The sequence below is a fragment of the Actinomadura sp. NPDC048021 genome, assembly GCF_040653135.1.
In the GTDB taxonomy this organism is placed as follows: domain Bacteria; phylum Actinomycetota; class Actinomycetes; order Streptosporangiales; family Streptosporangiaceae; genus Spirillospora; species Spirillospora verrucosospora.
In genome coordinates, this window is sequence record NZ_JBEZJQ010000004.1 from 81,510 (window position 1) to 106,841 (window position 25,332).

26 protein-coding genes and 1 CRISPR repeat array are annotated in these 25,332 nt (G+C 67.3%); of the genes, 12 read left to right on the plus strand and 14 right to left on the minus strand.

Going from position 1 to position 25,332, the window contains the following annotated elements; all coding sequences use genetic code 11:
- Positions 1-10 precede the first annotated feature (10 nt).
- Positions 11-310, plus strand: coding sequence for a hypothetical protein (locus AB0C87_RS08470; protein ID WP_360576945.1), 300 nt, complete (start codon positions 11-13; stop codon positions 308-310).
- 1,472 nt (positions 311-1,782) lie between these two features.
- Here the strand turns inward: AB0C87_RS08470 and AB0C87_RS08475 are convergent.
- Positions 1,783-2,160: a metalloregulator ArsR/SmtB family transcription factor gene (locus AB0C87_RS08475; protein WP_360576946.1), complete on the minus strand. Its 378-nt coding sequence runs from the start codon at positions 2,158-2,160 to the stop codon at positions 1,783-1,785.
- Positions 2,161-2,223: 63 nt separating this feature from the next.
- On the opposite strand from AB0C87_RS08475, the gene AB0C87_RS08480 reads away from it, so the two are divergent.
- Positions 2,224-3,291, plus strand: a complete 1,068-nt coding sequence (locus AB0C87_RS08480; RefSeq protein ID WP_360576947.1) for an NAD(P)/FAD-dependent oxidoreductase — start codon at positions 2,224-2,226, stop codon at positions 3,289-3,291.
- A gap of 15 nt (positions 3,292-3,306) precedes the next feature.
- On the opposite strand, the gene AB0C87_RS08485 is transcribed toward AB0C87_RS08480, so the two are convergent.
- Positions 3,307-3,660 (minus strand): metalloregulator ArsR/SmtB family transcription factor, encoded by a 354-nt coding sequence (locus AB0C87_RS08485; RefSeq protein ID WP_360576948.1) that lies wholly within the window; start codon positions 3,658-3,660, stop codon positions 3,307-3,309.
- Positions 3,661-3,749: 89 nt separating this feature from the next.
- Between AB0C87_RS08485 and AB0C87_RS08490 the strand changes: the two genes are divergently transcribed.
- From AB0C87_RS08490 to AB0C87_RS08525, 8 genes are all read left to right on the plus strand, one after another.
- Positions 3,750-3,905, plus strand: a complete 156-nt coding sequence (locus AB0C87_RS08490; protein ID WP_360576949.1) for a hypothetical protein — start codon at positions 3,750-3,752, stop codon at positions 3,903-3,905.
- Between the two features lie 60 nt (positions 3,906-3,965).
- The gene (locus AB0C87_RS08495) at positions 3,966-5,633 is read left to right on the plus strand and encodes an FAD-dependent oxidoreductase (RefSeq protein WP_360576950.1); all 1,668 of its coding nucleotides are present in this window, start codon (positions 3,966-3,968) and stop codon (positions 5,631-5,633) included.
- 3 nt (positions 5,634-5,636) lie between these two features.
- On the plus strand, positions 5,637-5,966 hold the full coding sequence (locus AB0C87_RS08500; protein WP_360576951.1) for a hypothetical protein: 330 nt from the start codon (positions 5,637-5,639) through the stop codon (positions 5,964-5,966).
- A complete protein-coding gene (locus tag AB0C87_RS08505; RefSeq protein ID WP_360576952.1) occupies positions 5,963-6,967 on the plus strand; it encodes an MFS transporter in 1,005 nt (334 codons plus the stop codon). The genes AB0C87_RS08500 and AB0C87_RS08505 overlap by 4 nt, the downstream gene beginning before the upstream one ends.
- Before the next feature lie 121 nt (positions 6,968-7,088).
- A complete protein-coding gene (locus AB0C87_RS08510) occupies positions 7,089-7,400 on the plus strand; it encodes a metalloregulator ArsR/SmtB family transcription factor (protein WP_246396272.1) in 312 nt (103 codons plus the stop codon).
- Between the two features lie 5 nt (positions 7,401-7,405).
- Positions 7,406-8,506: an ACR3 family arsenite efflux transporter gene (gene arsB, locus AB0C87_RS08515; protein WP_360577139.1), complete on the plus strand. Its 1,101-nt coding sequence runs from the start codon at positions 7,406-7,408 to the stop codon at positions 8,504-8,506.
- Positions 8,503-9,141 (plus strand): arsenate reductase ArsC, encoded by a 639-nt coding sequence (locus tag AB0C87_RS08520; RefSeq protein WP_360576953.1) that lies wholly within the window; start codon positions 8,503-8,505, stop codon positions 9,139-9,141. Before arsB ends, AB0C87_RS08520 begins: the two co-directional genes overlap by 4 nt.
- On the plus strand, positions 9,134-9,550 hold the full coding sequence (locus AB0C87_RS08525) for an arsenate reductase ArsC (RefSeq protein WP_179848110.1): 417 nt from the start codon (positions 9,134-9,136) through the stop codon (positions 9,548-9,550). Before AB0C87_RS08520 ends, AB0C87_RS08525 begins: the two co-directional genes overlap by 8 nt.
- Positions 9,551-9,991: 441 nt before the next feature.
- Here AB0C87_RS08525 and AB0C87_RS08530 read toward each other — a convergent pair whose 3' ends face one another.
- Together AB0C87_RS08530 and AB0C87_RS08535 are read right to left on the minus strand one after the other, a co-directional pair.
- A complete protein-coding gene (locus tag AB0C87_RS08530; RefSeq protein WP_360576954.1) occupies positions 9,992-10,195 on the minus strand; it encodes a DUF397 domain-containing protein in 204 nt (67 codons plus the stop codon).
- Positions 10,192-11,058, minus strand: a complete 867-nt coding sequence (locus AB0C87_RS08535) for a helix-turn-helix transcriptional regulator (RefSeq protein WP_360576955.1) — start codon at positions 11,056-11,058, stop codon at positions 10,192-10,194. The genes AB0C87_RS08530 and AB0C87_RS08535 overlap by 4 nt, the downstream gene beginning before the upstream one ends.
- Before the next feature lie 828 nt (positions 11,059-11,886).
- Between AB0C87_RS08535 and AB0C87_RS08540 the strand changes: the two genes are divergently transcribed.
- Entirely contained in the window at positions 11,887-12,621 is a 735-nt protein-coding gene (locus tag AB0C87_RS08540; protein ID WP_360576956.1) for an ATP-binding protein, read from the plus strand.
- A gap of 103 nt (positions 12,622-12,724) precedes the next feature.
- Positions 12,725-13,345, plus strand: a complete 621-nt coding sequence (locus AB0C87_RS08545; RefSeq protein WP_360576957.1) for a hypothetical protein — start codon at positions 12,725-12,727, stop codon at positions 13,343-13,345.
- A 468-nt stretch (positions 13,346-13,813) separates the two neighbouring features.
- Positions 13,814-15,428: direct repeats of the CRISPR family, unit length 29 nt; unit sequence GTGCTCCCCGCGCACGCGGGGATGGTCCC.
- A 297-nt stretch (positions 15,429-15,725) separates the two neighbouring features.
- On the opposite strand, the gene AB0C87_RS08550 is transcribed toward AB0C87_RS08545, so the two are convergent.
- The 10 genes from AB0C87_RS08550 to AB0C87_RS08595 form a co-directional block, all read right to left on the minus strand.
- A complete protein-coding gene (locus AB0C87_RS08550) occupies positions 15,726-17,216 on the minus strand; it encodes a hypothetical protein (RefSeq protein WP_360576958.1) in 1,491 nt (496 codons plus the stop codon).
- A 24-nt stretch (positions 17,217-17,240) separates the two neighbouring features.
- Entirely contained in the window at positions 17,241-17,624 is a 384-nt protein-coding gene (locus AB0C87_RS08555; RefSeq protein WP_179848116.1) for a hypothetical protein, read from the minus strand.
- A gap of 124 nt (positions 17,625-17,748) precedes the next feature.
- A complete protein-coding gene (locus AB0C87_RS08560) occupies positions 17,749-18,510 on the minus strand; it encodes a hypothetical protein (RefSeq protein WP_179848117.1) in 762 nt (253 codons plus the stop codon).
- Positions 18,511-18,515: 5 nt separating this feature from the next.
- The gene (locus AB0C87_RS08565; RefSeq protein WP_360576959.1) at positions 18,516-18,938 is read right to left on the minus strand and encodes a hypothetical protein; all 423 of its coding nucleotides are present in this window, start codon (positions 18,936-18,938) and stop codon (positions 18,516-18,518) included.
- Positions 18,939-19,040: 102 nt separating this feature from the next.
- Positions 19,041-19,877 carry a hypothetical protein gene (locus tag AB0C87_RS08570; protein ID WP_360576960.1) on the minus strand — a complete coding sequence of 279 codons (837 nt, stop codon included), beginning with the start codon at positions 19,875-19,877 and terminating at the stop codon, positions 19,041-19,043.
- A 49-nt stretch (positions 19,878-19,926) separates the two neighbouring features.
- Positions 19,927-20,748 carry a hypothetical protein gene (locus AB0C87_RS08575; protein ID WP_179848120.1) on the minus strand — a complete coding sequence of 274 codons (822 nt, stop codon included), beginning with the start codon at positions 20,746-20,748 and terminating at the stop codon, positions 19,927-19,929.
- Positions 20,749-20,783: 35 nt separating this feature from the next.
- The gene (locus tag AB0C87_RS08580) at positions 20,784-21,575 is read right to left on the minus strand and encodes a hypothetical protein (protein ID WP_360576961.1); all 792 of its coding nucleotides are present in this window, start codon (positions 21,573-21,575) and stop codon (positions 20,784-20,786) included.
- Between the two features lie 40 nt (positions 21,576-21,615).
- Positions 21,616-22,029 (minus strand): DUF4913 domain-containing protein, encoded by a 414-nt coding sequence (locus tag AB0C87_RS08585; protein WP_360576962.1) that lies wholly within the window; start codon positions 22,027-22,029, stop codon positions 21,616-21,618.
- A 55-nt stretch (positions 22,030-22,084) separates the two neighbouring features.
- Positions 22,085-23,878 carry a TraM recognition domain-containing protein gene (locus AB0C87_RS08590; protein ID WP_360576963.1) on the minus strand — a complete coding sequence of 598 codons (1,794 nt, stop codon included), beginning with the start codon at positions 23,876-23,878 and terminating at the stop codon, positions 22,085-22,087.
- Positions 23,875-25,320, minus strand: a complete 1,446-nt coding sequence (locus tag AB0C87_RS08595; RefSeq protein WP_360576964.1) for a hypothetical protein — start codon at positions 25,318-25,320, stop codon at positions 23,875-23,877. The genes AB0C87_RS08590 and AB0C87_RS08595 overlap by 4 nt, the downstream gene beginning before the upstream one ends.
- Between the last annotated feature and the right edge of the window lie 12 nt (positions 25,321-25,332).

The window sequence follows — 25,332 nt, forward strand, 5'->3', positions numbered from 1 at the left end:
CGAAGGGAAGATGATGATCGCCATCCAGAGCAGCGCGTTCTTCTGGCTCGGACTGATCGGGCTCCTGGCGTTCCTCGCTGTCCTGCCGACGCTCATCGCGCTCATACGAGGTGCCGACGACATCGGCTACATCATCCTGATCAACCTGATCTGCTGCGCGACCGTCCTCGCCTGGCCCGTCGCAGTCTTCGCAGCCATGAGATGGCCGATCAGCCACCCACGTTCGCCCGGCTCATCACGGAAGCCTGGATATAGACCACCACTCGGCGGCTCCCGCAGCAACCTCCGCGGCCGAGGCCCGAATGCGTGACGCCGCAGCCGCCAGCGGCCTGCTCCGGCGAGGCCGAGGCAATCCAGGTCGCGAGAGCCGAACACAAGCCCGAAGGCGCAGAGCAGCGAGCCTATTAGGCCCATCCCTCGTCAGTTCCGCCGTCCTCCTCTGTACTGCCGCATCGCTTGCTCAGCATCAGAACACTGGCCCGATCGCTGTCCAGCATGTGGCGACATGTGCTCCGATCGGCCCAATCGCCAGCAGGTACGTCGACAAGAAGAAGGTCTGCCGCCGGGCTCGCAAGGAAGTCTTGCGAAGCCTCAAGACCGGCCGCGACCCCGACTGGGGCGACGTCTTCCGCGACTCCATGCCCAAGGCGTCCATACGGCCCCGCCACCAGACCTCGAAGCCTCGTCGCCAACCTTCCAAGAAGCACAAGTCGACCCCGACGCCGCCCGGGAAGGCACCCACAACCAGTGCTACCGGCCGCAGCCAGCCTCCGGATCGAACGCAAGGCCAGCTGCCACCAGGACCACAGGCACCGACCGCCAAGAAGCAGCTGAACACACTCCAGCCTGAACCGGCGCCCGCTGGCCCGTCCGCCCACACGGCCATCCCAACCGCACGCACACAACAAGACGGCCGCCGGCCGTGGGCGATCATTGGGACGGGAGCCTGTGCACTAGTCGTCCTCCTCGGCGTTGCTGCCTCCCGGAGCAGATACCGATGGCCCCTCCTCTCGGCGGCAAAATCGATGCTCTGCCTGCAGAAACGACGCCCGCGGCCGGAGTCCAAACCGACGTCACCGGACCCCGCCGACCCGCCTGAGAATGTCCGGCTCACCACGACGGGGGAGTCCCTTGAGGGCCCAGCAGCCGAGGACGCCGCCCGCCGCCTCGTCATGGACACCCTGAGTAGTCGGGCCGGAGCCACCACCGAGTTCGTCCTGAGTCGACCAGACGCGCGGCGACTGCTCGGGATAGATATCGACACTCTGCAAGAGGATCGGATCCCCGGCCTGGAGCTGACCGAAGGCCTGGCGCAGACACGCGCCTTCCTACGGCGTCAGACAGTCTCCCGGCGTGTCCTGATCACCTACTACGGCGGCGCCGCAGACGTCCGCGAGCTCCCGAGCGGCCAGCGAGGCCAAGTCGTCGTCATCTCACTGTCGTCTCCCGCGGTGACAACTGTGGAGGTCACACACGACAGCGAATTCTCAACGCATGCCGCGCAGCTGCCCGACCCTGCCCGCCTAGCACCACTGTCGAAGGACGACGGCTTCATCAAGCTGATGTCCATGCCAACGGTTGCTCGGCGACCCACCCGCCCGTAACATCCGCCAACCCGGCACCGTCCAACACCGTGTTGCCAGCACCCAGCTTGCTTTCCTTGGCCGCACAAGTGCTCGAACGAGCAGTGCACATGTCGCCCGACCTCAACGGGCTGGCGGCCGGAGGAAGGTGAAGTGCTCCACCCTCTCCTCAGACAGATGACCGACCGCCGTCGCGGACTCACCCGTCGACCGTGCTGTCTTCTTGGGGTGGGCAGCAAGTGCGCAAGTAGGCCTGGAGTTCGGTGAGGGATCGCTCTACCGAGTGGGTGTCGACGCGGTAGCGGACTTGCTTGCCGTCCTTGCGGGAGGTGAGCAGGCCGCCGCGGCGCAGTACCGCGAGTTGCTGGGAGGCGTTGGACTGGCCGACGCCCAGGCGTTCGGCAACGGTGCCGACGGTCAGCTCAACACCGCCTGCGAACAGTTCGAGCATCTGCTGTCGCTGCTCGCTGGCCAGGCCCTTGAGGAACTCGCGCAGCTTCTCGCTCGGAGGCTCGACGACGGCTCCGCAGCTGAACTCCGGCTCGGGGAGCGAGCTGCTTGTGGCCTGGTCAGGCACCGGTTCCTCCTCTACCTCAGGGCAACATATTAACATTTCATGAAATGATGTTATGTTGAGCCCATGCCTCAGCGTTTTAACACCATCATCATCGGGGGCGGCCAGGCCGGTCTCGCCACTGCCCAGGTCGCCCGCGGGCTCGGCCTGAGCCCCTTGGTCCTGGAAGCCGCGCAGTCGACGACCGGGTCATGGCCGCGGTACTACGACAGCCTCACGCTGTTCTCTCCGGCCCGCCGCAGCGCCCTGCCAGGCGCTCCGTTTCCTGGCGACCCGAACGGTTACCCGACCCGCGATGAGGTCATCGCCTACCTGGCCCGGTACGCCGAACGGCTCGACGTCGATGTTCGGACCGGTCACCGCGTGGCGAAGGTCGCTGCGGAGGCCGCCACGGCGCGCGGGCGGATGTTCGAGGTCGCGACCGAGAACGGAGACAGTTTCACCGCACCGATCGTCATCGCTGCGACCGGAGCGTTCAGTCGCCCGTACCGTCCCGAACTGCCAGGGCTGGGTTCGTTCACCGGCAGAGTGCTTCATTCGTCGCAGTACCGGCGGCCCGAGGAATTCGCCGGACAGCGGGTCGTGATCGTGGGTGGCGGCAACTCTGCGGTTCAGATCGCCATCGAGTTGGCCGCACAATCGCGCGTCACGCTGGCCACCCGGCATCCGTTGCGATTCATGGCGCAGCGCGTGCTCGGCGTCGACATGCACCTGTGGCTGCAGCGCACCGGCCTGGACGCGGCTGGGTGGGCGCGTCCGCTACTCACCGGCGGCAAAGGGACACCGGTGTTCGACACAGGCACCTACCGGGCGCGGATCGCTACCGGCAATCCAGACCGCCGCCCCATGTTCACCAGCCTGGACGGCGATCACGTGGTGTGGCAGGACGGGGTGCACGATCGCGTCGACGTAGTTCTGCTGGCCACGGGGTTCCGTCCCGGCGTGGCATACCTCGACGCGCTGGGCGCCCTCGATGACGAGGGCCGGCCGCTGCACCGGGGCGGCATCTCCACCACCCATCCAGGCTTGGGCTACGTCGGCTTGGAGTGGCAGCGTTCGTTCGCATCTGCCACCTTGCGCGGCGTCGGCGCAGATGCCCGTCACGTCCTCGGCAGGCTCCGCAAATGCACGTAAGCCCTCGGGAGAGGGTCAAGCCGAGGCGAGATGGGGCAGGGTGAACAGGCCGGCGAGCCGGGTAAGGCGCTCGGGGACGACCCGGTAGTACACCCAGGTCCCTCGGCGTTCCCCGTCGATCAGCCCGGCCTGGCGGAGCACCTTGAGGTGGTGGGAGATGGTCGGGGCGGTCAACTCGAAGGCGCCGGTCAGGTCGCACACGCACGCTTCGCCGGCGTCAGCAGAGGCAATCATGTTCAGCAGCCGGAGCCGCACTGGGTCCGACAGCGCTTTGAACACTCCTGCGAGCTCTGCGGCATCGTCCTCGCCCAGCGCCGGTCCGCTGAGCGGAGCGCAGCACGCCGGGGCGGTGACGTCTTCCAGATCCATCAAGTTAGACATGTCTCTAATTTGACATCTATCTAGGCAGCAAGGCAAACTAGCGGCTACTTAGAAGTCCATCTAATCAGGAGTCGGGGATGAAGACGCTGTTCAGTCGGATCGCCGCCCAGACCGTCCGCGCGAGCGAGCGGATCACCTTCAGCGACGACCGCAGCGAAGTCTGCACGAGCGCCTGCCGCGCTGCCGCCCACCGCGACCGGATCAGCACGGCGGCCCACCGCGCCCGGCTCTAACCCCTGACGAGTCTTGGCGAAGTCCATCCTGACGACCACGCAACGCAGCGAGGAGAACTGATGAGCGAGAGCACCGAGGCTCCGCGGCCTACCGACGGCGACGCCGTAGGCAGCTGCTGCGGTGTCAGCAGCTGCTGCAGTGACACCGAGCAGTCGCTGGACCCGGCGATCACCGTGCTCGAAGCGAAGACCGATGCCGGCTGCGGCTGCGTCAACGACCAGGACGGTGCCCATGACCTGCCTGTGGTGGTCATTGGTGCAGGGCCGGTGGGCCTCGCCGCCGCCGCGCATCTGGCCGAACGCGGGCTGGAATTCCTCGTACTGGAGGCAGGCGACAGCGTCGGGGCGGCGATCTCCGACTGGGGGCACGTCCGGCTGTTCTCACCGTGGCGGTACGACACTGACGCCGCCGCACGACGTCTCCTGGAGCCCACCGGGTGGACGTTGCCCGATCCGGAGACGCTGCCGACCGGCGCCGAGCTGGTCCGCGACTACTTGACGCCCCTGGGGGAGGTGCCCGAGCTGGCCGTCCGGATTCGCACCGGCACCCGCGTGGTCGCGGTGGCCCGCCAGGGCGTGGACGTGACCCGCACCGTCGGACGCGACGAGCGGCCGCTGCTCGTCCGCACCATCGGACCGGATGGCACCGTCACCGACCTGACCGCCCGCGCCGTCATCGATGCCTCGGGCACCTGGGGCCGCAGCAACCCGCTCGGCCACTCCGGCCTCCCAGCTCCCGGCGAGGACCAGGCCGGCCCCTACCTGACCGGACCGCTGCCGGACGTGCTGGGCCGTGACCGCGACCGTTTCGCCGGCAAGCACACCCTCGTAGTCGGCATGGGCCACTCGGCCGCCAACACGCTGCTGTCTCTCGCCGAACTCGCCAAGACCGCTCCCGGCACCCGCATCACTTGGGGGGTGCGCAGCGCCTCGGTCGCCCGCTTGTACGGCGGCGGCGACGCCGACGGCCTCCCCGCCCGTGGCGCGCTCGGCACCCGTCTCAAGGCCGCTGTGGAAGGCGGCGAGATCGAACTGGTGCGCAGCTTCACCATCACCGGCTTCGCCAGCCCCAACGCCGGCCCGGCTGCCGGTCCTGTGAAGGTCATCGGCGTGACCCCGGACGGCGAGCGCGTCATTGAGGCCGACGCCCTGGTGGCGGCCACCGGTTTCCGTCCTGACCTGGACATGCTCCGCGAAGTCCGGGCTGAACTCGACCCGGCCACCGAGGCGCCCGTGCGGCTCGCGCCGATGATCGACCCCAACTTCCACTCTTGCGGCACCGTTCCGCCGCACGGCGAACGCGACCTCGCCCATCCCGAGACTGGTTTCTACCTGGTTGGGATGAAGAGCTACGGCCGCGCCCCGACCTTCCTAATGGCCACCGGATACGAGCAGGTCCGCTCCGTCGTCGCCGCGCTCGCTGGAGACCGTGCCGCGGCCGACGCCGTCGAGCTCGACCTCCCCGAAACCGGCGTCTGCTCCACCAACCTCATCACTGAGGACCAGCTGCCCGGCGCCGCTGCGGGCGATGGCTGCGGGACCTCCTGCGACACCGAGCCCGCCGAGACACCGGCCGCGGTCACCGCAGGCGAAGCGGGAGGCGGATCGTGCTGCGGTGGATCGGCGCCCGAGCCAGTCACCATCGGCATCGGCGCTCCCGCCGGATTGGGCTTTGCGACCGGAAGCGTCCACGGCTACTCCGGCGAGACCGAACGCGGCGACAACTGACCGGTGCCTCACGAACCATCGACGCCAGAGCCGGTGCCGGCGACGGACGATCCCGTCGCCGGCACCGACACCACCGCTCCCAGCAGCCCGAGCAGCGCCACCGCCAACGGTGCGGTCACCCGCGTCCCTCTGATCGCGCTGTGCGTCACCGAAATCACGAGCTGGGGCATCCTCTACTACGCCTTTCCCGTCCTGGCCCCTGACATCAATCACGACACCGGCTGGTCGACCGGTGCCATCACCGCGGCGTTCTCCGCCGCACTCGTCCTGGCAGCCCTCGGCGGCATCCCATCGGGCGAGCGCTCGACCGGCACGGCCCCCGGCTGCTCATGACCGGAGGCTCCCTACTGGGCGTACTGGCGGTCCTCGGCATGGCCGCAGCCCCGAACCTGTTCGGGTTCGTCGCCGCGTGGATGCTGGCCGGTGCAGCTATGAGCGCCGTGCTCTACCAACCCGCCTTCGCCGCGCTCACCCGCTACTACGCACCCCGTCACCTCGGGGCGCTGACCACCCTGACCCTCGTCGCCGGGCTCGCCAGCACCGTCTTCGCACCCCTGACCAATGCCCTTGCAGCGGAGATGTCCTGGCGAACCGTCTACCTGGTCCTCGCCGTCGTCCTTGCCGTCGTGACCATCCCCCTGCACTACTTCGCCCTGCGTCGTCCATGGCCACCACCTCACGTGCCTGACACCGACCGCTCCTCCAGGATCGGACGCGACCAGGTGAGCACGGTGGCACGTAGCGCACCGTTCCTTCTGATGACCGCTGCGCTCACCCTGTCGGCGTTCTCCATGTACGCCGTGCTCACCAACCTCATCCCGCTCCTAACCTCGCGCGGCGCCTCCAGCAGTGTCGCCGCTTGGGCGCTCGGCCTCGGTGGTATCGGCCAAGTCGCCGGACGCCTCGGCTACGCCACCCTGACCCGCCGCCTCGGCGTCCGCACCCGCACCGTCTGCATCCTGGCCGGCTCGGCCGTCACCACCACCGCACTCGCGGTGCTGCCCGGCCCTGTGCCACTGCTCATCGCCGTCGCCGTCCTGGGCGGTACCACACGCGGCATCGCCACGCTTCTGCAGGCAACCGCTGTCTCTGACCGGTGGGGCACAGCCGTCTACGGGTCCCTGTCGGGCGTCATGGCTGCACCAGTCACCATCGCCGGCGCGATTGCCCCCGCCGCCGGTGCCGCTCTGGCCGTCGCCCTGGGCGGCTATCCCACCTTGTTCACCGCACTCGCGGCCACCGCAGTCCTCGCCGCCGCCCTGGCCACCGGCAGTGTTCCTGGTGCAAGGCCAGACGATCTGCGCGACCAGACCACGCGCCGAACCACCTCCTGACCAAGTGTCGACGGTGAGGGCCACAGGCCTGAACCGAGCGACGCGCAGTTCAGCACAGGAACCTCCCTCACCGAACGCACGTGCCTGTGGAGGTCAGCGCCTGCTAACGTATCAGTTTGTGATGATGTCAGTTGATAATGATGTGCTGCGACTGCTCGCAGACCCGTTGCGAGCACGGATCGTTTCGTTGCTCGCCGGCGAGGCACTGTGCACCTGCCACCTGGTCGAGGAGACCGGGGCCAGGCAGACCAACATCTCCAACCACCTGCGCGCGCTTCGCGAGGCAGGGCTGGTGGACACCGAGCCGTGTGGCCGCTTCACCTACTACCGGCTGCGCCCAGAGGCCCTGGACGGCCTGGCCGTCCAGCTGACTCGCCTGGCCGAGGCGGCACGACTGGCCAATCTCGAACAGCGGAAGAGGCCCTGCACTTGACCAGCATCGAATCGGAGCACGCCACCGCCGATCACAACGAGCCCAAGGTCGTGGCAGGGCTGTCGACCCTGGACCGCTTCCTGCCGGTGTGGATCATCATGGCGATGGCGATCGGCCTCGGCCTCGGACGGGCCGTTCCCGGACTCGATGACGCCCTGAGCAAGGTCGAGGCGGGCGGAATTTCCCTGCCGATCGCGCTCGGGTTGCTGGTGATGATGTATCCGGTGCTGGCCAAGGTGCGCTACGACCGGCTCGACACCGTCACCGGCGACCGCCGTCTGATGGTCTCTTCGCTGGTGTTGAACTGGCTGGTCGGACCCGCCGTGATGTTCGCGCTGGCCTGGATCTTCCTGCCCGACCTGCCCGAGTACCGCACGGGATTGATCATCGTCGGGCTCGCGCGCTGCATCGCGATGGTCATCATCTGGAATGACCTGGCTTGCGGCGACCGGGAGGCCGCGGCGGTGCTGGTCGCGCTGAACTCGGTGTTCCAGGTCGTCGCGTTCGGGGTGCTCGGCTGGTTCTACCTGCAGGTCCTGCCGGGCTGGCTCGGACTGGACACCAATGACCTGCACTTCTCCACCGGCAAGATCGTGGTGAACGTGCTGGTGTTCCTCGGCGTCCCGCTGCTGGCCGGCTACCTCACCCGGCGTTTCGGCGAGAAGGCCCGCGGCCGCGAATGGTACGAGTCGCGATTCCTTCCCCGCATCGGCCCGGTCGCGCTGTACGGGCTGCTGTTCACCATCGTGATCCTGTTCGCCCTGCAGGGAAAGACGATCACGTCCCAGCCGGGCGACGTCGCGCGGATCGCGCTCCCGCTGCTGGTCTACTTCGCGTTGATGTGGGGCGGGGCGTTCGCCTTGGGCGGGGGCGTCCGGCTGTCCTACCCGCGCACCGCGACCTTGGCGTTCACCGCCGCCGGGAACAACTTCGAGCTGGCCATCGCGGTCGCGATCGGAACCTTCGGCGTCACCTCCGGCCAAGCCCTGTCGGGCGTCGTCGGGCCGCTGATCGAGGTACCTGTGCTGGTCGGGCTCGTCTACGTCTCGCTCTGGCTGCGTCGCCGCTTCTCCAAGGCGCCCGAACGGCTGGAGAGCCGACGATGAGCGCGACCGTCGACCGCGCCGTCTTCGACCGCATCGCCGTGCGACTGGCCGCCCGCTCCCATGGGTTGGTCTCCGTCGACACCGTGAAGCGTCTGGTCATCGACTCCTACCAGCAGCTGCACTCCACCTCGCGCATCGGCGCTCACCTGGTGGTCCTGGCCGAGCGGTTCGCCACCGAGCGGCTCACCGCCCTTGCCCAGGCCGACGGCCGATTCGCCAAACCGGTCCCCGAGGTGCTGTTCGTCTGCGACGCCAACGCCGGACGCTCCCAGATGGCGGCGGCGCTCGCCATAGCCCGCGGACAAGGCCGTGTGCATGCACGTTCGGCAGGCACGGCACCGAAGGCCGAACTGGAACTGGCCGTCGTCGAGGTCATGGCCGAGATCGGCGTGGATCTGTCCGCCGACTTCCCCAAGCCGCTGACCGACGAGCTGGTCGGCGCCGCCGACCTGGTCATCACGCTGGGCTGCGGCGGGGCGTGTGCTTTCCTGCCCGGCGTCCGCTACCTGGACTGGAGCATCCCTGACCCTGCCGGCCAGCCCCTATACGAGATCCGCCGCATCCGCGACGAAATCGACCTGCTCGTCACCGACCTGCTCACCACCCTCGACCCGCAACGGAGCCTTGATGCCTGACAAGCCCAGTGTGCTGTTCGTCTGCGTCCACAATGCCGGACGCTCCCAAATGGCCGCCGCCTACCTCACTCACCTCGCCGGCGACCGGGTCGAAGTCCGCTCCGCTGGGTCTGAGCCCGCCGACCAGGTGAACCCCGCCGTCGTCCAAGCCATGGCGGAAGAGGGCATCGACATCTCCACCGAGATCCCCAAGGTCCTCACTATCGACGCCGTCCAGGCCTCAGACGTCGTCATCACCATGGGCTGCGGCGATACCTGCCCGGTTTTCCCCGGCAAGCGCTACCTCGACTGGCAGCTCGACGACCCCGCCGGCCAAGGCGTCGACGCCGTCCGCCCCATCCGCGACGAGATCCGGGGCCGCATCGAGAAACTCACCGCCGAACTGAAGGCCGCGCCAGAGCAGGCGTGACCCCCATCCTCGTCTCACTCCGCCCCGGATTCGCCGTCGGTTACTACGTCCGTCGCGCCGAACTGGACTTGTCATCTTCTATGCCCCAGACCAGCCTGGCGGGGCTTGGCCGCACGCCTAAGACTCGCTTCGACTCTTCCCGCCGCCACTGCAGCTCCCTGCCCGGCTGGCCGATGCCGCCCTCAAAGCACCTCCGCAACCCGCCCGCCGCCCACGTCGTCGACTACCTGACGGTCTACGAAAAGCGTTACCAGCTTCCCGTTAGCCGTCTCGTCCGGATCAAAGCCTTTACTGGGACGGCGACCACCTCCTATTGGACGACGCGACCCGCTCCTGGAGGCCCGGCACGTGATCAGCACGACAGGTACCTGGTCGCGCGGACTTTGCGGAACGCGGCCACCCTATGCGGACGAGTAACGGTGCTCTCTGTATGCGCTGGTGCTAGAGGTCGAGCTCTCCGTGGCTAGCCATCTTGGCCAGTTGGCGCCATCCATCGCGGTTCAGAAGGAACACTGGGCCGTCGGGGTCCTTGGAGTCGCGGACAGCGATACCTCCGTGGAGGGGAGCGAGTTCGACGCAGCCCTGGCTGCCCTGGCTGGCGGTCGCCTTGCGCCAGGGGAGGGGGGAGGGGGGCTGATTAGTCATTGAATCTCCTCTTCGACGCTGCGCAGGAAGGACGCCGTTTCACGGGGGTCGAGTGCCGATGCCACCAGCAGGTTGAACTTGGTGTTCATGCGGTTCACTTGATGCGGTTGCTCCAGGTAGGCGTTGCCGGCCTGACTCTCGACGTATACGACGTCCGGGTCGGTGGGTTCGGGAAAGCCGAGTAGCGAGAACGGCCCGTCGAGCCCGACGTGCGCACCCTTAGCGAAGGGTAGGACCTGCAAAGTGATGTTGGGAGTCTTGATCGCTTCGAGGAGCCGGTGTATCTGCTCATGCATCACCTGAGGGTCCCCGATCTGCCTGCGCAGTACGTTCTCGTCAAGGATCACCCATAGAGAGAACCGCGGGGCGGCACGGTCGAGGAGCTGTTGCCGGGCGAGGCGGAGCTCCAGGAGTCGGTCGATGGTCTTGGGTGCCTCGCCAGGCAGAGTTGTCCGCAACACCTCACGTGCGTACTCGGGTGTTTGCAGTAGGCCGTGGACGAGTTGGTTGTCGAAATGCCGCAGCTCAGTGGCTTCGCTCTCCAGGCCGATGTAGGAGCCGAAGTGCGGCGGGAAGACGTCCTGGAATTCGCTGTACCAACCCGGCTGTGCCGCTTCCCGAGCAAGTTGGAGGAGGGCGTCCTGGATCCGGGCATCGGACGCGCCGAACAACTCCAGCAGGTCGCGAAGCTCGCGCTGTTTGGGCGGCTGTGCCTTGCCGGTCTCGATCCGACTCACCCGTGAGGGTGAGCACTCAAGGTGTTCAGCGACCTGCTCGATCGTGTATCCGGCGCTCTCCCTCAACTTGCGAAGCTCGGTGCCGAGTCGGCGCATACGTACTGTCGTGACCCGCGGTTGCGGCATGGAGCTCTCCTTTCATGCCTGGCACAAGTTATACGGCGCAAGTCCCCTCCGGCCCCTGAAGCTCTAACCTCCCACAGGCCTGTAGGGACGTCTCTGACAAAAGAGACAAGCTGTCCTTACTTTGGTCGGCACACTTGTGCGGCACAGATTCCAGGTGCATGCTGTGCTGTGTTCGGCCAACCACGCAGAGCGACTGAATCAAATCTGAAGAAGCCGATCCCGCTGATCTTTTCCGGTCGAATCCGGCTGAAGCCCTCAGCGAGAGTGGTGCGACCTCGGACGCGGTGCGGGCATCATCCGCCGCGGCCTTGATCGAACAGTGGAGGTCCTCCGACCCATGCATGATCGAACGAATACAACACCCGGCCCGGTGATCGCTCACGCCACGAAAAACGGGCCTGACGGCGGACGGCGCCATGGCCATACGTCTGTTCGGTTCACGGCGTCCGTGCCATACAGGACGGTTGATCGAGGCCCGGCCCAGGCTGTCGCCGAACTCGGCCATCGGTACCCTCACACCGCGATCTGGTTCGGTGCGTACACAGGCAATTACTGGGCCTTGGTCCGTACCGAGAACGGCGAGCCTCGGCTGATCGAGCAGAGCTCGCCGGAGGACCTGAGTCGATATCTCGCGACCATGGCGCCCCTTACGCCGGAGCATCACCGGCTACGGCCGCCCTCCCGTCACGCCTCCCACCACAGCTCAACCCCGCTCGTGGCTCGTGAAGCTTCTGACGCTCAACCGATTCCCGGTCGGGAGGGGACCGGAGCCACCGACTGGGGCCGAGACGGTCACTCCAACCCTTGGCTTGAAAGGGGGAGAGACAGGTGCTGACGGGCGAACCGACCGACATCCCAGCCGGCGGAGCGTGCGCTTTCCGCCTCCCCAGTGACGCGAGTACCGCCTCCCAGGCACGCTCTCTCCTCGCTGCGACAATGCGCCCGCTGGGCTTCGCCTCAGATCAGATCGAGGACGGTGAACTCGCAGTGTCCGAGCTAGCTACCAATGCCTACACCTATGCGTCCCCGACCGGGCGCGTCAGCGCGGCGGAGCAGGAACTCTGGATCTGGGCACGCATCTGTCCCACTCCTGAACTGGTCGTCTCGATCTTCGACACACAGCGAGAGACCTGGCCAGTCATCCGCGACGCCGAGCTGCTCGATGAGCACGGCAAGGGGCTCTCCATCGTCGCGGCCGTCTCCGCCGGCACCGGGACCCACCTCACCCGGTCACGCCTCACCGCGGCGCCCGGCAAGTGTGTCTGGTTCACCCTCGCATTACCAACCCCCTGGCAGATGATCGATCAAGCTCCTACGCCGACGCTGGCGGCATGTCAGCTCTCCGACGCACTCAAAGCCCGCGGCATTTCGACCTCCTACCGCAGGGAAGACAGCGGAGCCACCGTCCTCAGCACCCGAAGCCTGAGCATCTGGATCGGGTCCAAGACGTTCACCTGGCACGACGGTCACCGCTACACCCGCCAATCACTGATCGACCTCCAAGAGACCGCCGAGCGCATCACCAGCCATCACGAAACTCACCCCTCGGTATCCCCTGCCTGATAGCTCGAGCAGCCCGACCGCCTGGGGACCCAACGCCGGGGATGCGGCGCCACCCCCGGTTCGCCGCGTCCCCGGCCCACAACAGCACCCAGGACCAGTACCTATGCCTACCGAAGCCGACCGCCTTGCTCTACTGCGGCGAAGCGCCGAGAAGACCCGGATGCTCGCCGAGCGAGCCGACCGCACCGCCATCGATCGCCTCCTCGCTCGCCCAGACGCCGCCAATCAACTCGACGCCCCCACTCTCGACTTCCTCCGCCAGGCCCAAGACCTGGTCTGCTCCACTGCGCAAGCGCTGACAACAGCGCTAGAAATCGCGAAGCCAACCTGCAACGACGGTAGCCAGCCGACAGGGGTCCCTGGTGCTGACCTCTACCTCGCCCCACTCTGCGCGAACTCTCTAACACCAGCTACCTCACATCCCCTGGACACTGCCGAGGCTTGGCGCCGCGCCCACCTCCGCCTGCCCCACCGCGGCGACGTCCCGATCCTCATCCACATTCGAGAATTCGAGGACGGCTACCAGGCCATCCCTATCTCGGTTCCGATCCCTGAACCACCCCCGATCCCGACCGTCGAGACTGCCATGACCCTGGTCATCGACAAGTCCACTGGCACCGTCACCCGGTGGCCCCTACTCCCGCTCGACGCCCTGGCCCGCCTGTATCGCCGCTATCAACAGAGGGAACTAATGACCTTTGATGATCAGCCGCAGCCGCACTGACAATGCGGGCGAGGCACGTGTCAATGGCTCAGAACTATGCCCGCGCCCGAGCGCACCGGAAGCCCAACAGTCGGCGCCGCGCGCGTCGACTTGCCATCTCGCGTGCGCGGGGAGCACGGGAGTAGAAAGCGGCAATAAGTGGTGACAATGGACCATTCCCGCGTGCGCGGGGAGCGAAAAGGCCCGGTGATCGCGGGCTGACCTAGGACGATCCGGCCACCCCCGATGGCACGAGTTGATACCCCGACCATGGGCCACCGCGTACCATGAAGATCATCGCACTGCTGCGTCAGCTCCGCCGGAACCGAGTGAATGTGCCAGCCGCGGGACCTGTGAGCGCTGGCCCGATGCAGTCGGCGCAGGCAACTCCATTGACGCCACGCAACTCGCGGAAAGTCCTGTATGTCTGTTTGTTTAGAAGTGCTCGAAACCAGGCCCGCACCACGCTAAGAGCCCAGGTCGCGGAGTGTGCTCCCCGCGCACGCGGGGATGGTCCCATGTCGGGACAGCCACCGTTGACGGTGCGGTCGTGCTCCCCGCGCACGCGGGGATGGTCCCGGGAACGCCCACGCCTCACACACCGCGGGGACGTGCTCCCCGCGCACGCGGGGATGGTCCCGGCGAGGCATCGAGTTCGCCCTCGGCGACGAGGTGCTCCCCGCGCACGCGGGGATGGTCCCAGAAACGCTTCATCCTCTGGGCTTACGCCCTGGTGCTCCCCGCGCACGCGGGGATGGTCCCCTGAAGACTCCTCCCCTGTTGGAGACTGTGTCGTGCTCCCCGCGCACGCGGGGATGGTCCCGGCAGCCCGGCCATCAGCAACGTGCAGACCTTGTGCTCCCCGCGCACGCGGGGATGGTCCCTGGGCGATCGCGCCGTCGGACACGCGCGTCTTGTGCTCCCCGCGCACGCGGGGATGGTCCCGAGGTCTACATGGCGACCTTCACCGCGCCGCAGTGCTCCCCGCGCACGCGGGGATGGTCCCCGTCCACCGCTCAGACCTGCGCCGCCGAAGAAGTGCTCCCCGCGCACGCGGGGATGGTCCCTCCTGCTCGGCCAGCGTGGTGAGCCGCTGCCAGTGCTCCCCGCGCACGCGGGGATGGTCCCGAAAGGACCCCCCGGTAATGGAGATCAGGGGAGTGCTCCCCGCGCACGCGGGGATGGTCCCACGCACGCCCCCGCCACCAGCAGCGCCGAAGCGTGCTCCCCGCGCACGCGGGGATGGTCCCGAGAGCAGGCTCAGAAACCATGGTGGTCCTACGTGCTCCCCGCGCACGCGGGGATGGTCCCGCGAGAACCCAGCAATGCCCGTTGCTCTTAGAGTGCTCCCCGCGCACGCGGGGATGGTCCCACCACGCTCGCGCCGGCGAACTCGGTCGGGAAGTGCTCCCCGCGCACGCGGGGATGGTCCCACGGCGCGGCGCCCTTGATCACCCACCTGTCAGTGCTCCCCGCGCACGCGGGGATGGTCCCACCAGCACGCCGACGGCGAGCGGGTGGATGCTGTGCTCCCCGCGCACGCGGGGATGGTCCCAGCCCTTCCATGCCGTCGTGCATGGCGGCCTTGTGTTCCCCGCGCACGCGGGGATGGTCCCCCCAAAAAGGAGGCAGGACGTGAGTCAGCAGAGTGCTCCCCGCGCACGCGGGGATGGTCCCGAGATCAGCGAGCTGGCCTCGATCGAGTTCGACTGCTCCCCGCGCACGCGGGGATGGTCCCCGACATGCCACGACACCCCCAGCGGACGCAGGGTGCTCCCCGCGCACGCGGGGATGGTCCCGTGTGGAAGTTCAGTAACGAGGGACGGCAGCTGTGCTCCGCGCGCACGCGGGGATGGTCCCGCCGACTCCTCCAAGGGGGTCCGGTTCGGCTAGTGCTCGCCGCGCACGTGGGGATGGTCCCACGTCAGATCGAAGTCGCTCGGCCGGGACTCGGTGCTCCCCGCGCACGCGGGGTTGGTCCCACGCTCACCGCTGAGACCCCGCTGATGACGCCGTGCTCCCCGCGCACGCGGGGATGGTCTCCGAAGGAGAACCAGATGGGCAGTGCATCGGCTGTCCTCCCCGCGGACGCGGGCGATGGTCCCTACCTCGCCACGAACGAGTCGGTCCGCCGCCTACCGCTCACCGCAGACGTGGGGATGCTGCCATGTTGCACGGCGCCTTGGTTGCCGCCAGACCCGCACTGGTGAACCTTCCATGACCGTGGCCCCCTTCGTGCTGACCGGCGGGAACGGGGTTAGTGGTACCTGGTGGCCTAATCGGCGTCCGGTGATTTGGTGCTGTTGTGCGGCCTGTCTTGTTCGTTTCGGGTAAATCATTTCCTGCGGCTAATTAATGTATCTCCACGGCTTCTGGTTCGCGGGGCGGTGGTAGGCCTATGTCACCATCTTGGGTGCCCATAGTCTCGCTTAACTTGTGAAGAAGGGGGGTTGGTTGAAACGTTCATGCAGTTGTTCGAGCTGGTGAGAGTCCTGGCGAGTGGGGCTGGGAAGTCGACTGCGGCCAGCTTGGGCTGGTTTTGCTCGTGGAAATTGGTCGCTCGACGGATTATTAGGCATACTTCCTGCGGGACGGAGTGCGGGGAGGTGAGGTCTTGAATTGCTTGGGCTAGTGTTGTGATTGCCTGACTGCCTTTGGTTTTGGCGGCGTCGTAGCGGGTTGATAGTTCGCGCACTGATCCTGGCACGCGTGGTAGGTGGGTTGGGTATTTCTTGTGCCGGTTCACTGCGCCTATTGTGGCTGCGTCGTTGATGGCGGCGTGGTGGTGTGCGGCGAGGTTGTTGCAGGCTTCGATGGTTTTAAGGGTGGTTACGGCGAGGGCGGCTGCGTGGTGGAGGTCGGGGGCGAGTTCGTGGGGTGGTTTTAGTCGGCTGGATGAATGAGGGCTTGGTGTCCACGCCGGGTCGGCGTGTATGAGGCGGCCCAGGCGGATGATGAGGTCGCTGGCGTCGGTGGCCGGACCGTTGGCGGGGTGGCCGTAGTGGCCGATGTGCTCGTCCCAGCGCCGGATGATGGTTCTCCAAGTGCGACCAGTGCGTTGGATGTCTGTTGCGGCCTGCTTGAGGGCGGGTAGGCGGTCATATTCGTTCAGTTCGTTGATTCGGTGGATCAGTTGGTGGACGGTTTTCGAGTCGAGGTCGCAGATGATGGCGGCTGCTCGCGCGAGGTAGCGCCAGGTGGTTACCGAGGTACTGGTTTGCGGGTTGCTTAGCCGTTGGATGCTGGCGCCAATGCCGGCGAGGGCTTGTGTGAGGTCTTCGCCGACCGCAGGGGGGATGCGGCCCGGCGTGTGCAGGGGCTGTACGGCGGTGATGGGCGGTGAGGTCTGGTTCTCGCTGTAGATGTGGGAGAGGAGCGCGGCCTTTAAGAGCAGAACGCCGGCCTCGTTGGTGGGCGTTGGAGTGCGCCTGGCAAGATGCCCGACGGTGGACGTGTGAACGCTGAGCTGTCGCAGGAGCGAGCGGGCGCTGTCAGCAGACGCGATCACGCTTGCGGTCGCCGAGGTCGCATGGTCATGGGTTGCGGAGAAGTGGGTGGACAGCAGGTCCAGACCGCAGCCCAGAGCGATCGAGGTGGCGCGGAGTTTTTGAGCCAGGGCCGACCGTGGGGTTTCGGTGTCTGGGTGTGGGCCGAGGAGGTGTTCGGCTTGCTTGATGAGGTTGCTGGCGCGGCGGGCGCCGACCCTTACGCCGGCACCGGTCGGGTCAGGGACGCCGAAGCCGTCAGCGATCTCGTTGTGGTAGCGGGCGAGGACGTGGGCGAGGCGTGCCAGTTCGGGCACGGCGGTGCGACTGCGGATGTCTCTTTCGAAGCGCGCCAGGTGGAGCTGGTTTCGGAGGTCGGTGAGGTGTTCGTTGGCGAGTGCGGTCATCTCCCCGAACGTGGCCATGGGCGGCTACCGGAGTGCGTCGCGTAGGCGTCCGGCGTGCAGGGCGGCTTGGAGGCAGGCCAGTTTGTCGTCGGGGTCGCTGGCCAGTTCCGCGGCCCGGACGAGGCTCTGGGAGGTCTTTCGGGCGAGGTCGAACAGGGCGTCAGCGGTCGCGTTCTGGCCGGTGTGGTCGGCGGGAAGCTTTGCGCGCAGGGATGGGGCTTGGCGAAGTGCCTGGTGGGCTTGGACGGCTTCACCCTCGGCCATGCCCCAGGCGATGAAGCCGTCGGGTGATTGGGCGGCGTAGGCGGTGATGACGCGTTCGGCGTGGGCGAGGTCGTTGAGGGCGCTGTTGAGGAGTTCGGTGAACCAGCTTTGGCGGACGTCCTGGTGCTGGCGTTCGTTCGTCATTGCGGTGTCCTCCGGGTGGACGGCTGGGTTGGCCCGTGTGCCGACCGGGCGGCGGCGGCACGGTTTTGATTGCAGCGGCGATGCGATGGGCTATTCGGAGCCTTGGGATGCTCCAGCCGGGTGGTTATGCGGTGGGAGTTGAGCCCTGGGCCGAGGGAGGCGGCTGCTTGTGGTCGGGTGCGTCCGGTGGTGCTGCGGTGAGTCTGTGGTTGATGTCGGTGGGGAAGTCCGCGGCGGCTGCACGGGTATCGGGCTGTTGGAATCTGGCCGCGGTCGGGCGCGGGGCGAGTTCGTTGTGGATCCGGGACCCGGAGATTCCGCTCCAGGAGCTCAATGCGGCCAGCAGCCGCTGGCGGTCGTTTTCTAGCTTGAGGCGGGTTGCCTCAGGAGCGTTCGGAAGCTGCTTGGCGATGTTGAAGTACAGCTGTTCGGCTTGGTCGGGATAGCGCACGGTGCCGAGGATTGTCTCGGTCGGTGGGAACGCAGGCGCGGGTTCAAGGTGCGTGGCCGCCTCGGCATAGATGTAGGGGATGCCGGGGATCGTGACGAGGTAGGAGGTCTCGTTGTCGGAGCCTGTGGTTTGCCAGCCGATGACGGTTCCGCAGTAGTTGTACTGGCGAGTGAGGCGTACCTGGTCGCCAGGCTTGTAGGGGGCGTCCTCGGAGGCCTCTTCGGCGTTAAGGGCGCGGCCAGTGCTGACGACGCCGGAGAAGCTGATGCCGTGGTGGTTGGCGTAGTGCTCCAGATCGCAGACCAGCGCTGCCAGCAAGGCCTCGGTATAGAAGGGGTCGCGTTGCAGAAGCGAAGGCTTGCCTGGGAAGGCCTCCTGTTCGTAGGCGGTCAGGGCGTGGGTGGCGCGGTCGATGCGCTTGGTGTAGTGAGGCACGGGTCCTACTTCATTGCCGCGTGAACGTTGCCGGCGTGGTGGGCGGCTCTCAGACAGGCCACTCGATCGGCTGGGTCGGTGGTTTTGGAAGCGACGGTGAGGATGGCTTCGGCCACGACCATCACCAAGGCGGCGATGGATTCGGCGAGGTCTGATACGTCGGTGTCTGAGATAGCGCGGTCTGGCCAGGTGAGGGTGGGAGCGTCGACCAGGGCCCACCAAGCGTCGCTCGCCTCGGCGAGTGCGGTTTGGTAGGCGTCCTCGGGTGCGGTCTGGGCCAGGACGGTGGTGGCGCGCTCGATCAGTTCCATGCCCATGAATGCGGCTGCGAGGAGCGCGGGGATTGAGTCGGCCGTCTTGATCTGGCGGGCGGCGTAGTCGAAGAAGTACTTCAGCGGAACCTCCAGGTTGTTGACGCCCATCTCCAAGGCGTGTGTCTAAAAGCACTGACAACAGCCATCGTTGCTCATGATCAATATGCCAACGATGGAAGCGCGTCTCGCGATGAGTTTCCGCAGGTGGCGGCGGCCCTATCGATGGCGGTCGGTGCGCCTGCTGGCGGAGGCGGTGGGGTGAGGAGTTGTGCGGGTGCCAGGGCGGTGCTCTGCGAGTCCTTGCTCCAGCGGTATCGGGAAGTCCTGTGCTGCGAGTCGGCCGGGGCTGAGCGCTGTGTCCGCGACTGGGATCTCGACCTGGGACGTGGTGAGTCGTTGTTCCACCTGAGCCAGGAGCAGGTCGGTGACGTCACGAGTGTCCATACCGCTCCAGGCCACTAGGGCATCCAGCAGGACATGGCGATCGTTGAGGTCGTCCTGGTTCGGTGGGACGCCGTTGAGGTCGGCTCGCGCGATCTGGGTCATCACCTCGACGAGGGCGCCTTCAGCCAAGAAGGGGTCACTGATAATGCCCTTTGTGGTGGATGTGTCCGGGAAGGTCGGCGCTCCTGCCAGTTCGGTGGCGAGGATGCTGTGGCTGCCGGGTTCGCCCAGGAAACGAACGTAGTACTCGGTAGGACCGTCATGAGGGACGTAGATTCCGGTGACGCCGCCCCTGGTCGGTCGACCGAGCAGAGCTGCCTCGTCGGCGGCCGGCCCTTCGAGCTGGACGACCGAGCCGATGGCGTAGACGTTGGAGCTGTTGCGTTCGCTGAGGTAGTGACCGTTGGCTTGGGCGAGGACGTCGTTGAACTCCAGCCCGCGGTGCTGGGCGTAGTGCATCAGATCGATCAGCAGGTCGCCGAGGAGCTCTCGGGCGTGTACGTCGTTGCTGCGATGGTCGAGATGCTCGGTCTCCTCGAAGAGGGCCTGGAAGGAGTCCAAGGCTGCGGCTCCGAACTCGGCGAACTCTTCGGCGCCGGCTTCGGCCATATGGCCTCCAAGGGTTCGAGTTAGGTGGCATGGGAGGCGCCGGTGGGTCTTAGGGGTGGTGCTTGCGTGGGTTGTGCCGGTTGTCTGGGCTGGGCCTTGTGCTGGGCGGTTGGTCGGGTGACGGCGAGGGAGTCGGGCCCTGGGGGAACTCGCTTGCGGACAGCCGCGCTGCAGGTCGTCCTCGTCCTGGCTGGGACGGCTTCTGAACGGCGGCCAGTATGCGGTCGTGGAGGTGACGCATGATTGCGTCGGGCTGGCCGCCGGACCAGGTCCCCAGTCTCATGGTCAGCTGTGCGAGGTCGGTGAGCGCCTGCTCGTCGGCGACGAGGCCGCTGGCAGCGGCGCGCTTGAGCCGGACGCCAATGTCGATGATCGTCGACTCGGCTCCCCGGGCACTGACGACGACACCAGCCGTTCGGGTGGAGAGTGGCGGAAACGGATCGGCCGGTTCCAGCTCGGATGCGGTGACGTGTAGACCTTGGTGGATGCCCGGCACGCGGACCGTGCACTGTGCGCCACCGTTTGGTGAGGCTGCCAGTGCGGTGATGAAGCCGCGCCATAGCGGAAACCGCGGCTTGGCCCCTGTGGCGGTGGGCTCTTGCCGGAACTGGACTTCGCTTGCGAGCCGGAAGCGTTCGACCGGGTCGTGGGCGCGCCCGCCGCGGTCGAGTCGTTCCTGATGAAGCAGAGCCAAGGTGTCGTTCACTTTCAGGTCCCGGCGCTCGGCGTAGCGGACGAGTTGATCGAGGAGCGACTTGCTGAGCAACTCGGCCAGCAACGGGTCGGCCCGGTGGCTGGGAAGTTTGTCGGGCAGGACTTGCCGCTGGTAGGTGTCGAGCGCGTTGGCGACTGCCTCTTCATGTTCGCGCATCTAGTACCTCCGGATAACTGGGCGGGTAGGGCCGATCACGTAAAGCGGAGAGGCGGGTTCGGGTCTGGCGGCTTGGGCCGGTGGGCCGCTGACGTGGTGAGCTGCTCGCCGGCCAGGCTGGCGGCGATGCCGTTCGGGAATGCTGCTGCGGCGCGGCGAGCGGCTGGTGAGCGGTGATCCGACAATGGCGGGGAGAGTCTCGCCTGGTAGCGGAGGTGGTGCAGGACCCCTTGGGGTGTCGTGCCGGACCAGGTGGCCAGGGCGGTGGCCAGCTCGTCCAGATCCGCGAGCACCTCAGGAGCAGGAGCGGTGTCCGGCTTGCTCGTCAGGCCACCGAGGATCTCGATGATGGTGTCTTCGGCCTCCAGTGCGGAGAAGACGATTCCGCAGGTACGAGTCCGCACAGGGGCCAGCCGGATAGCCGGTTGAAGCTGCGAGGTGATGGTGTGCTGCGGGTCGATGAGCCCCGGGACGCGCAGGACGCATTCGGCGTCCTGTCTGGAGCCGGGTGACTTCAGTTCGGTGATGAATCCGCGGTGCTCGTCGGCGCCTCTGTCGCGGAACTGGACTTCGGTGTTGAGGCGGAAGCTGTAGCGAGGGTTGATGAGGTCCCCGCCACGGTCGATGCGGGCTTGGACGAGGGCGTCCAGGAGGTCGATGACGTCCAGGCGGTTGCTTTCGCCGTAGGTGATGAGGTCGACGACCAGGGCGTGCACAAGCCCTTCGGCTTCTGCGTGGTCGTTGCGGGGCCCATGGGCGAGCTCCCCGAACAGGTGCTGTTCGTAGGCGTCCAGCGCCAGGGCAGCGGCGGCCATGCGTCCAGTCACGCGGGCCTCCAGCCGGCGGTTCGCAGCGTGCGAGACGAGTTCATGCGTCCGCCGCGGCGAGGTCGTCTTGGTCGACGCCCAGCCACCAGGCTGGGACCGGGATGATGCGTGCCTGGTGCGGGGCCAGATGCTCGTTCTCGGTGCACTGGTAGAAGGGGCCGCGCGGTCCCAGCAGGACGGGCATCTGGTGGTCGAGGTGGTCTCGGTACCACAGGGCCATGCCGGTGGCGCCCTGCAGCCGCATCGCCTCCCAGGAGAACCACAGGGCGGTGAGGCGTGAGATGGCTTCGCCGTGCCGCCACCATTCGGAGCACCAGCGGAATTCGCCGCCGAGGGTGCGCCGGTACATCGGGATGAAGTGCTGGGTCACCCAGGCGGTGACATCCGGATACAGCGGCTTGAGACGCCGGCCGTTCGTGCGTGGCGCGTCGGGGTGGGACTCGGGGTGGGACATGGAGCCTCCAGAGCCTTCGAGATGTGCATGCAAGGGCCTTTCTCGGACGGGGGGATCAGTTGGTGCCGCGGTGGTAATGGCGGCGGGCGGCGTCGGCGATGGCAACGTCGGCGGTCTTGATCGCCGTGTTGATGGCTGCGGCGTGTGGTCCGGCGTACCAGGGGCGCAGGCGGATGAGGGCGGGTTTGGTGCCCGTCGCGAGCAGTAGCGCGGTGCCGGTGGGCAGGGCGCGGATGTCGGCGGCTTCGAGGATGTCCTGGCGGCGCAGCGAAATCTGCTCGCTGGCGCGTCCCTCGCTGTAGGTGATGGACCGGACGGGCACGTCGTGCTGGCCAATGAGGGTCGCCAGGTCGCGGACGAGGCGGGGCGAGTCGATGCCGGCGCCGATGAGCTTGCGGGTTGCGGCGCCCCACAGAGCGGCCATGCCGGGCTCACCCCAGACGGTGACGCCCTGCTCGTAGCTCTGCAGGATGGTGACCGGGATGATGCCGCGCGAGCCGAGGTGGGAGTAGAGCTGCGGGAGGTCGGCGATGCGGCAGATGTTGGCGGCCTCGTCCAGCGTGACGATGAGCGGCGGGTCCAGGCGTCCGCCAGCTTGTTCGGCGCGGCGCTCGGCGGCGCGCATGGTGGTGTCGGTGAGCGCGGCGATCAGCGGAGCCGCCGCCGAGAGCGACTTCGACAGCAGATACAGCGTGTCGCGGGAGCTCGCGAACGCGTCCGGGTCGAAGACCGGCAGGTCGCGGTCGGGGGTTACCCAGGCAAGGATTTCCTGGTCGCGCAGTGCCTTGGCCGCCGTCCGAGCGGTCTGGTAGATGCCGTCCCGCGTCTCAACGGCCCCGTTCTGCGTGCCTTTGAGTGAGGAGGCCATGAGCTGGAACCCGGCCTTCTGGAGCAGCTCGATCGGCGTGGGGACGGCCGGCTCATCCAGCCACTGCGCCACATGATGAAGCGAACGGCCGGAGGTCGCCGCGGCCAGGAACAAGGCGCACAGCAGGTCTTGCGCGGCGGGCCCCCACAGGTCTCTCTTCTGGCCGTCGTCGACGGTGAGGACGAAGTGCCCGGCAAGCCGGTGGGCATCCTCGACGGTGGACAGGGCAGCGAGCGGGTTCCACCACCAGTCTTGCGGCTGATAGGTGATGTGCTGCGGATCGAACAGCCAGATCTTCCCGCCGGTCCGTTTGGCGCGGACGGTCGCGATCGCCGACCACAGATCGGCCTTGTTGCTGGTCGCGATGACGGGGCCCGGCGCCGAGAGGGCGTGCGGGATCGACTGGGTGGTCGTCTTGCCCGACCGCGGTGCCATGAACGCGACCACGGTGTCCTCGAACGAGGCGAACAACGTCGGGCCAGAACGTTCGCCGGGGAGAAGGACGTCGCCCAGGACGAGGCCAATGTCGTCCCGGTCCAACTCTTCTGGGGCAAACTTGGCGAGCGAACGTCTCAGCGCGATGGCCTTGCGTGCGGTCGCGTCGGGTTGGAGTGCGCTCAGGCCCGGGTTGTCGGCGAGCGCGGCGACAGCATCTCCAGGCTGGGGCAGGCGCGCAGCTATGCGCGAGCAGACCACCCAAGCGCCGCTCATCAATGCGGTAACCAGGAGCGCGAGGATGAGAAGGACCAGCGGTGTCGGTGTTCCCGGCCACGTGGTGCTGGTCTTGCCCCTGGCGAGGGCGATCGCGAAATCGGAGCCGAAGGGCATGACAGTCCCGCCCGTGGCGGCGGCGCACAGCTTGGCAGCGAGCCACACGACCCCCAGCGCGACAATGGGTGTCCAGCAGGCGGCCAGCACCAGCCATCCGGCACCGGCGTTGGAATCCCACAGCGATGCCCGCGGCCCCAGCGCTCGTGTCATCCAACACCTCGGATGGCCTGGTCGGTGTCGTAGAGGTCGGTTTCGGGGCCGACGAGGGAAAGCTCGACGGGGATGCCGAGGCGTTCGCCGGTCTTGATGAGGTACTTGCCGCGCCCGGGGTGGCGGGCACCAGGCTGCCAGGAGTCGGGTGCCGACCAGGAGGTGACCAGGCGCTGTTCGGGGCCCGTGAGCGGGGTGATCTCGTGGACGCGAGCCAGTTCGCGTGGCGGGAGCCCGGCCAAAACGGTAATGGCGGAGCGGTCGGCGAAGCCCTTGGCCTTGGCGCGGTCTTCCTCGGTGGCCAGGGCGTCCAGGTCGGCGAGCGAGTGGGTGATCATGATGGAGGCCATGCCCTTGGCGCGGTTGAGGCGGGTCAGGGCGTCGGCGTGCTCGACCAGACCGGGGGCGCCGCGCAGCGCCCGCCAGAGTTCGTCCATGACGCCGAGGTAGGAGCGGCGTGGGGCGGCGCCGAGGTCGGCGAGGGCGGTGGCGGCGTCGACCATGCCGAACGCGTAGGCCCAGGTGCACAGCATCGCGGCGGTGAGGAGCTTGTCGCCGGCGGCTCGCACGCGGGAGATGTCGACGCTGATCGCAGGTGCGTCCAGGTTCAGCGGGCGGGTGGTGGGAGAGTCGAAGACGCCGGCGAGCGACCCGGAGATGAGCAGGTCGAGGGTGAAGACCAGGTCGCGGGTCTGGGCACGGTAGGACTCGGCGGAATCGGTGCGGGTTGCTGAGCGCAGCTCGTCAGGGCCTTGTTCCAGGATGCGCAGGACGTCCACGACGGTGGGGTCGTGAGCCAGGCGCTCGTCGAGGAGGTCGATGGCGCGGCCGAGGACGACTTCCTCGGCGTTGGTGATTCGGGCTTCGCGGACGAGCGTCGCCAGCGCCAGCAGCAGAGAGAGCCGTCGGGAGCGCACTTCCCACCGCAGGGTTTCGGCGTCGGCGCCGGTGAGGCGTTGCCGTGCCTGGTCCAGGGGGCCGGCGTCGAGGGGGTTGATGCGGTCGAAACCGCGGCCGACGCGGATGACTTGGCCGCCAAGGTACTCGACCAGCAGGGTGTAGTCGGGTTTGGTGTCGCCGAGGATGATCGGTGTGGTGCCGGTGGCGACGGCGCCGGTGACCAGGCGTTTGACGAGGGTGGATTTGCCGGTGCCGGGTTGGCCGAGGACGAACATGCCCGGGTTGGTGACCAGGCCTTCGCGGAGCCAGGCCAGCGGGTCGAGGCAGACGACCTCGCCCCAGAGTTGGTGGCGTCCGATGGGAGTGCCTGCGGTGGGTGTTCCTGAGCCGGCGGTGAAGGGGTACAGACCGCAGACTTGGCTGGTGGTGGCCTGGAACTCCGGGGCGGCTTCGACGTGCGCGGCGCGTCCGATACCTGGACCGCGCCAGCCCCACGGCGGGGCGAGCGGCTCGGACATCGCTGCGGTTTCGGCGTTGGGCAAGCTCGGTTCCTC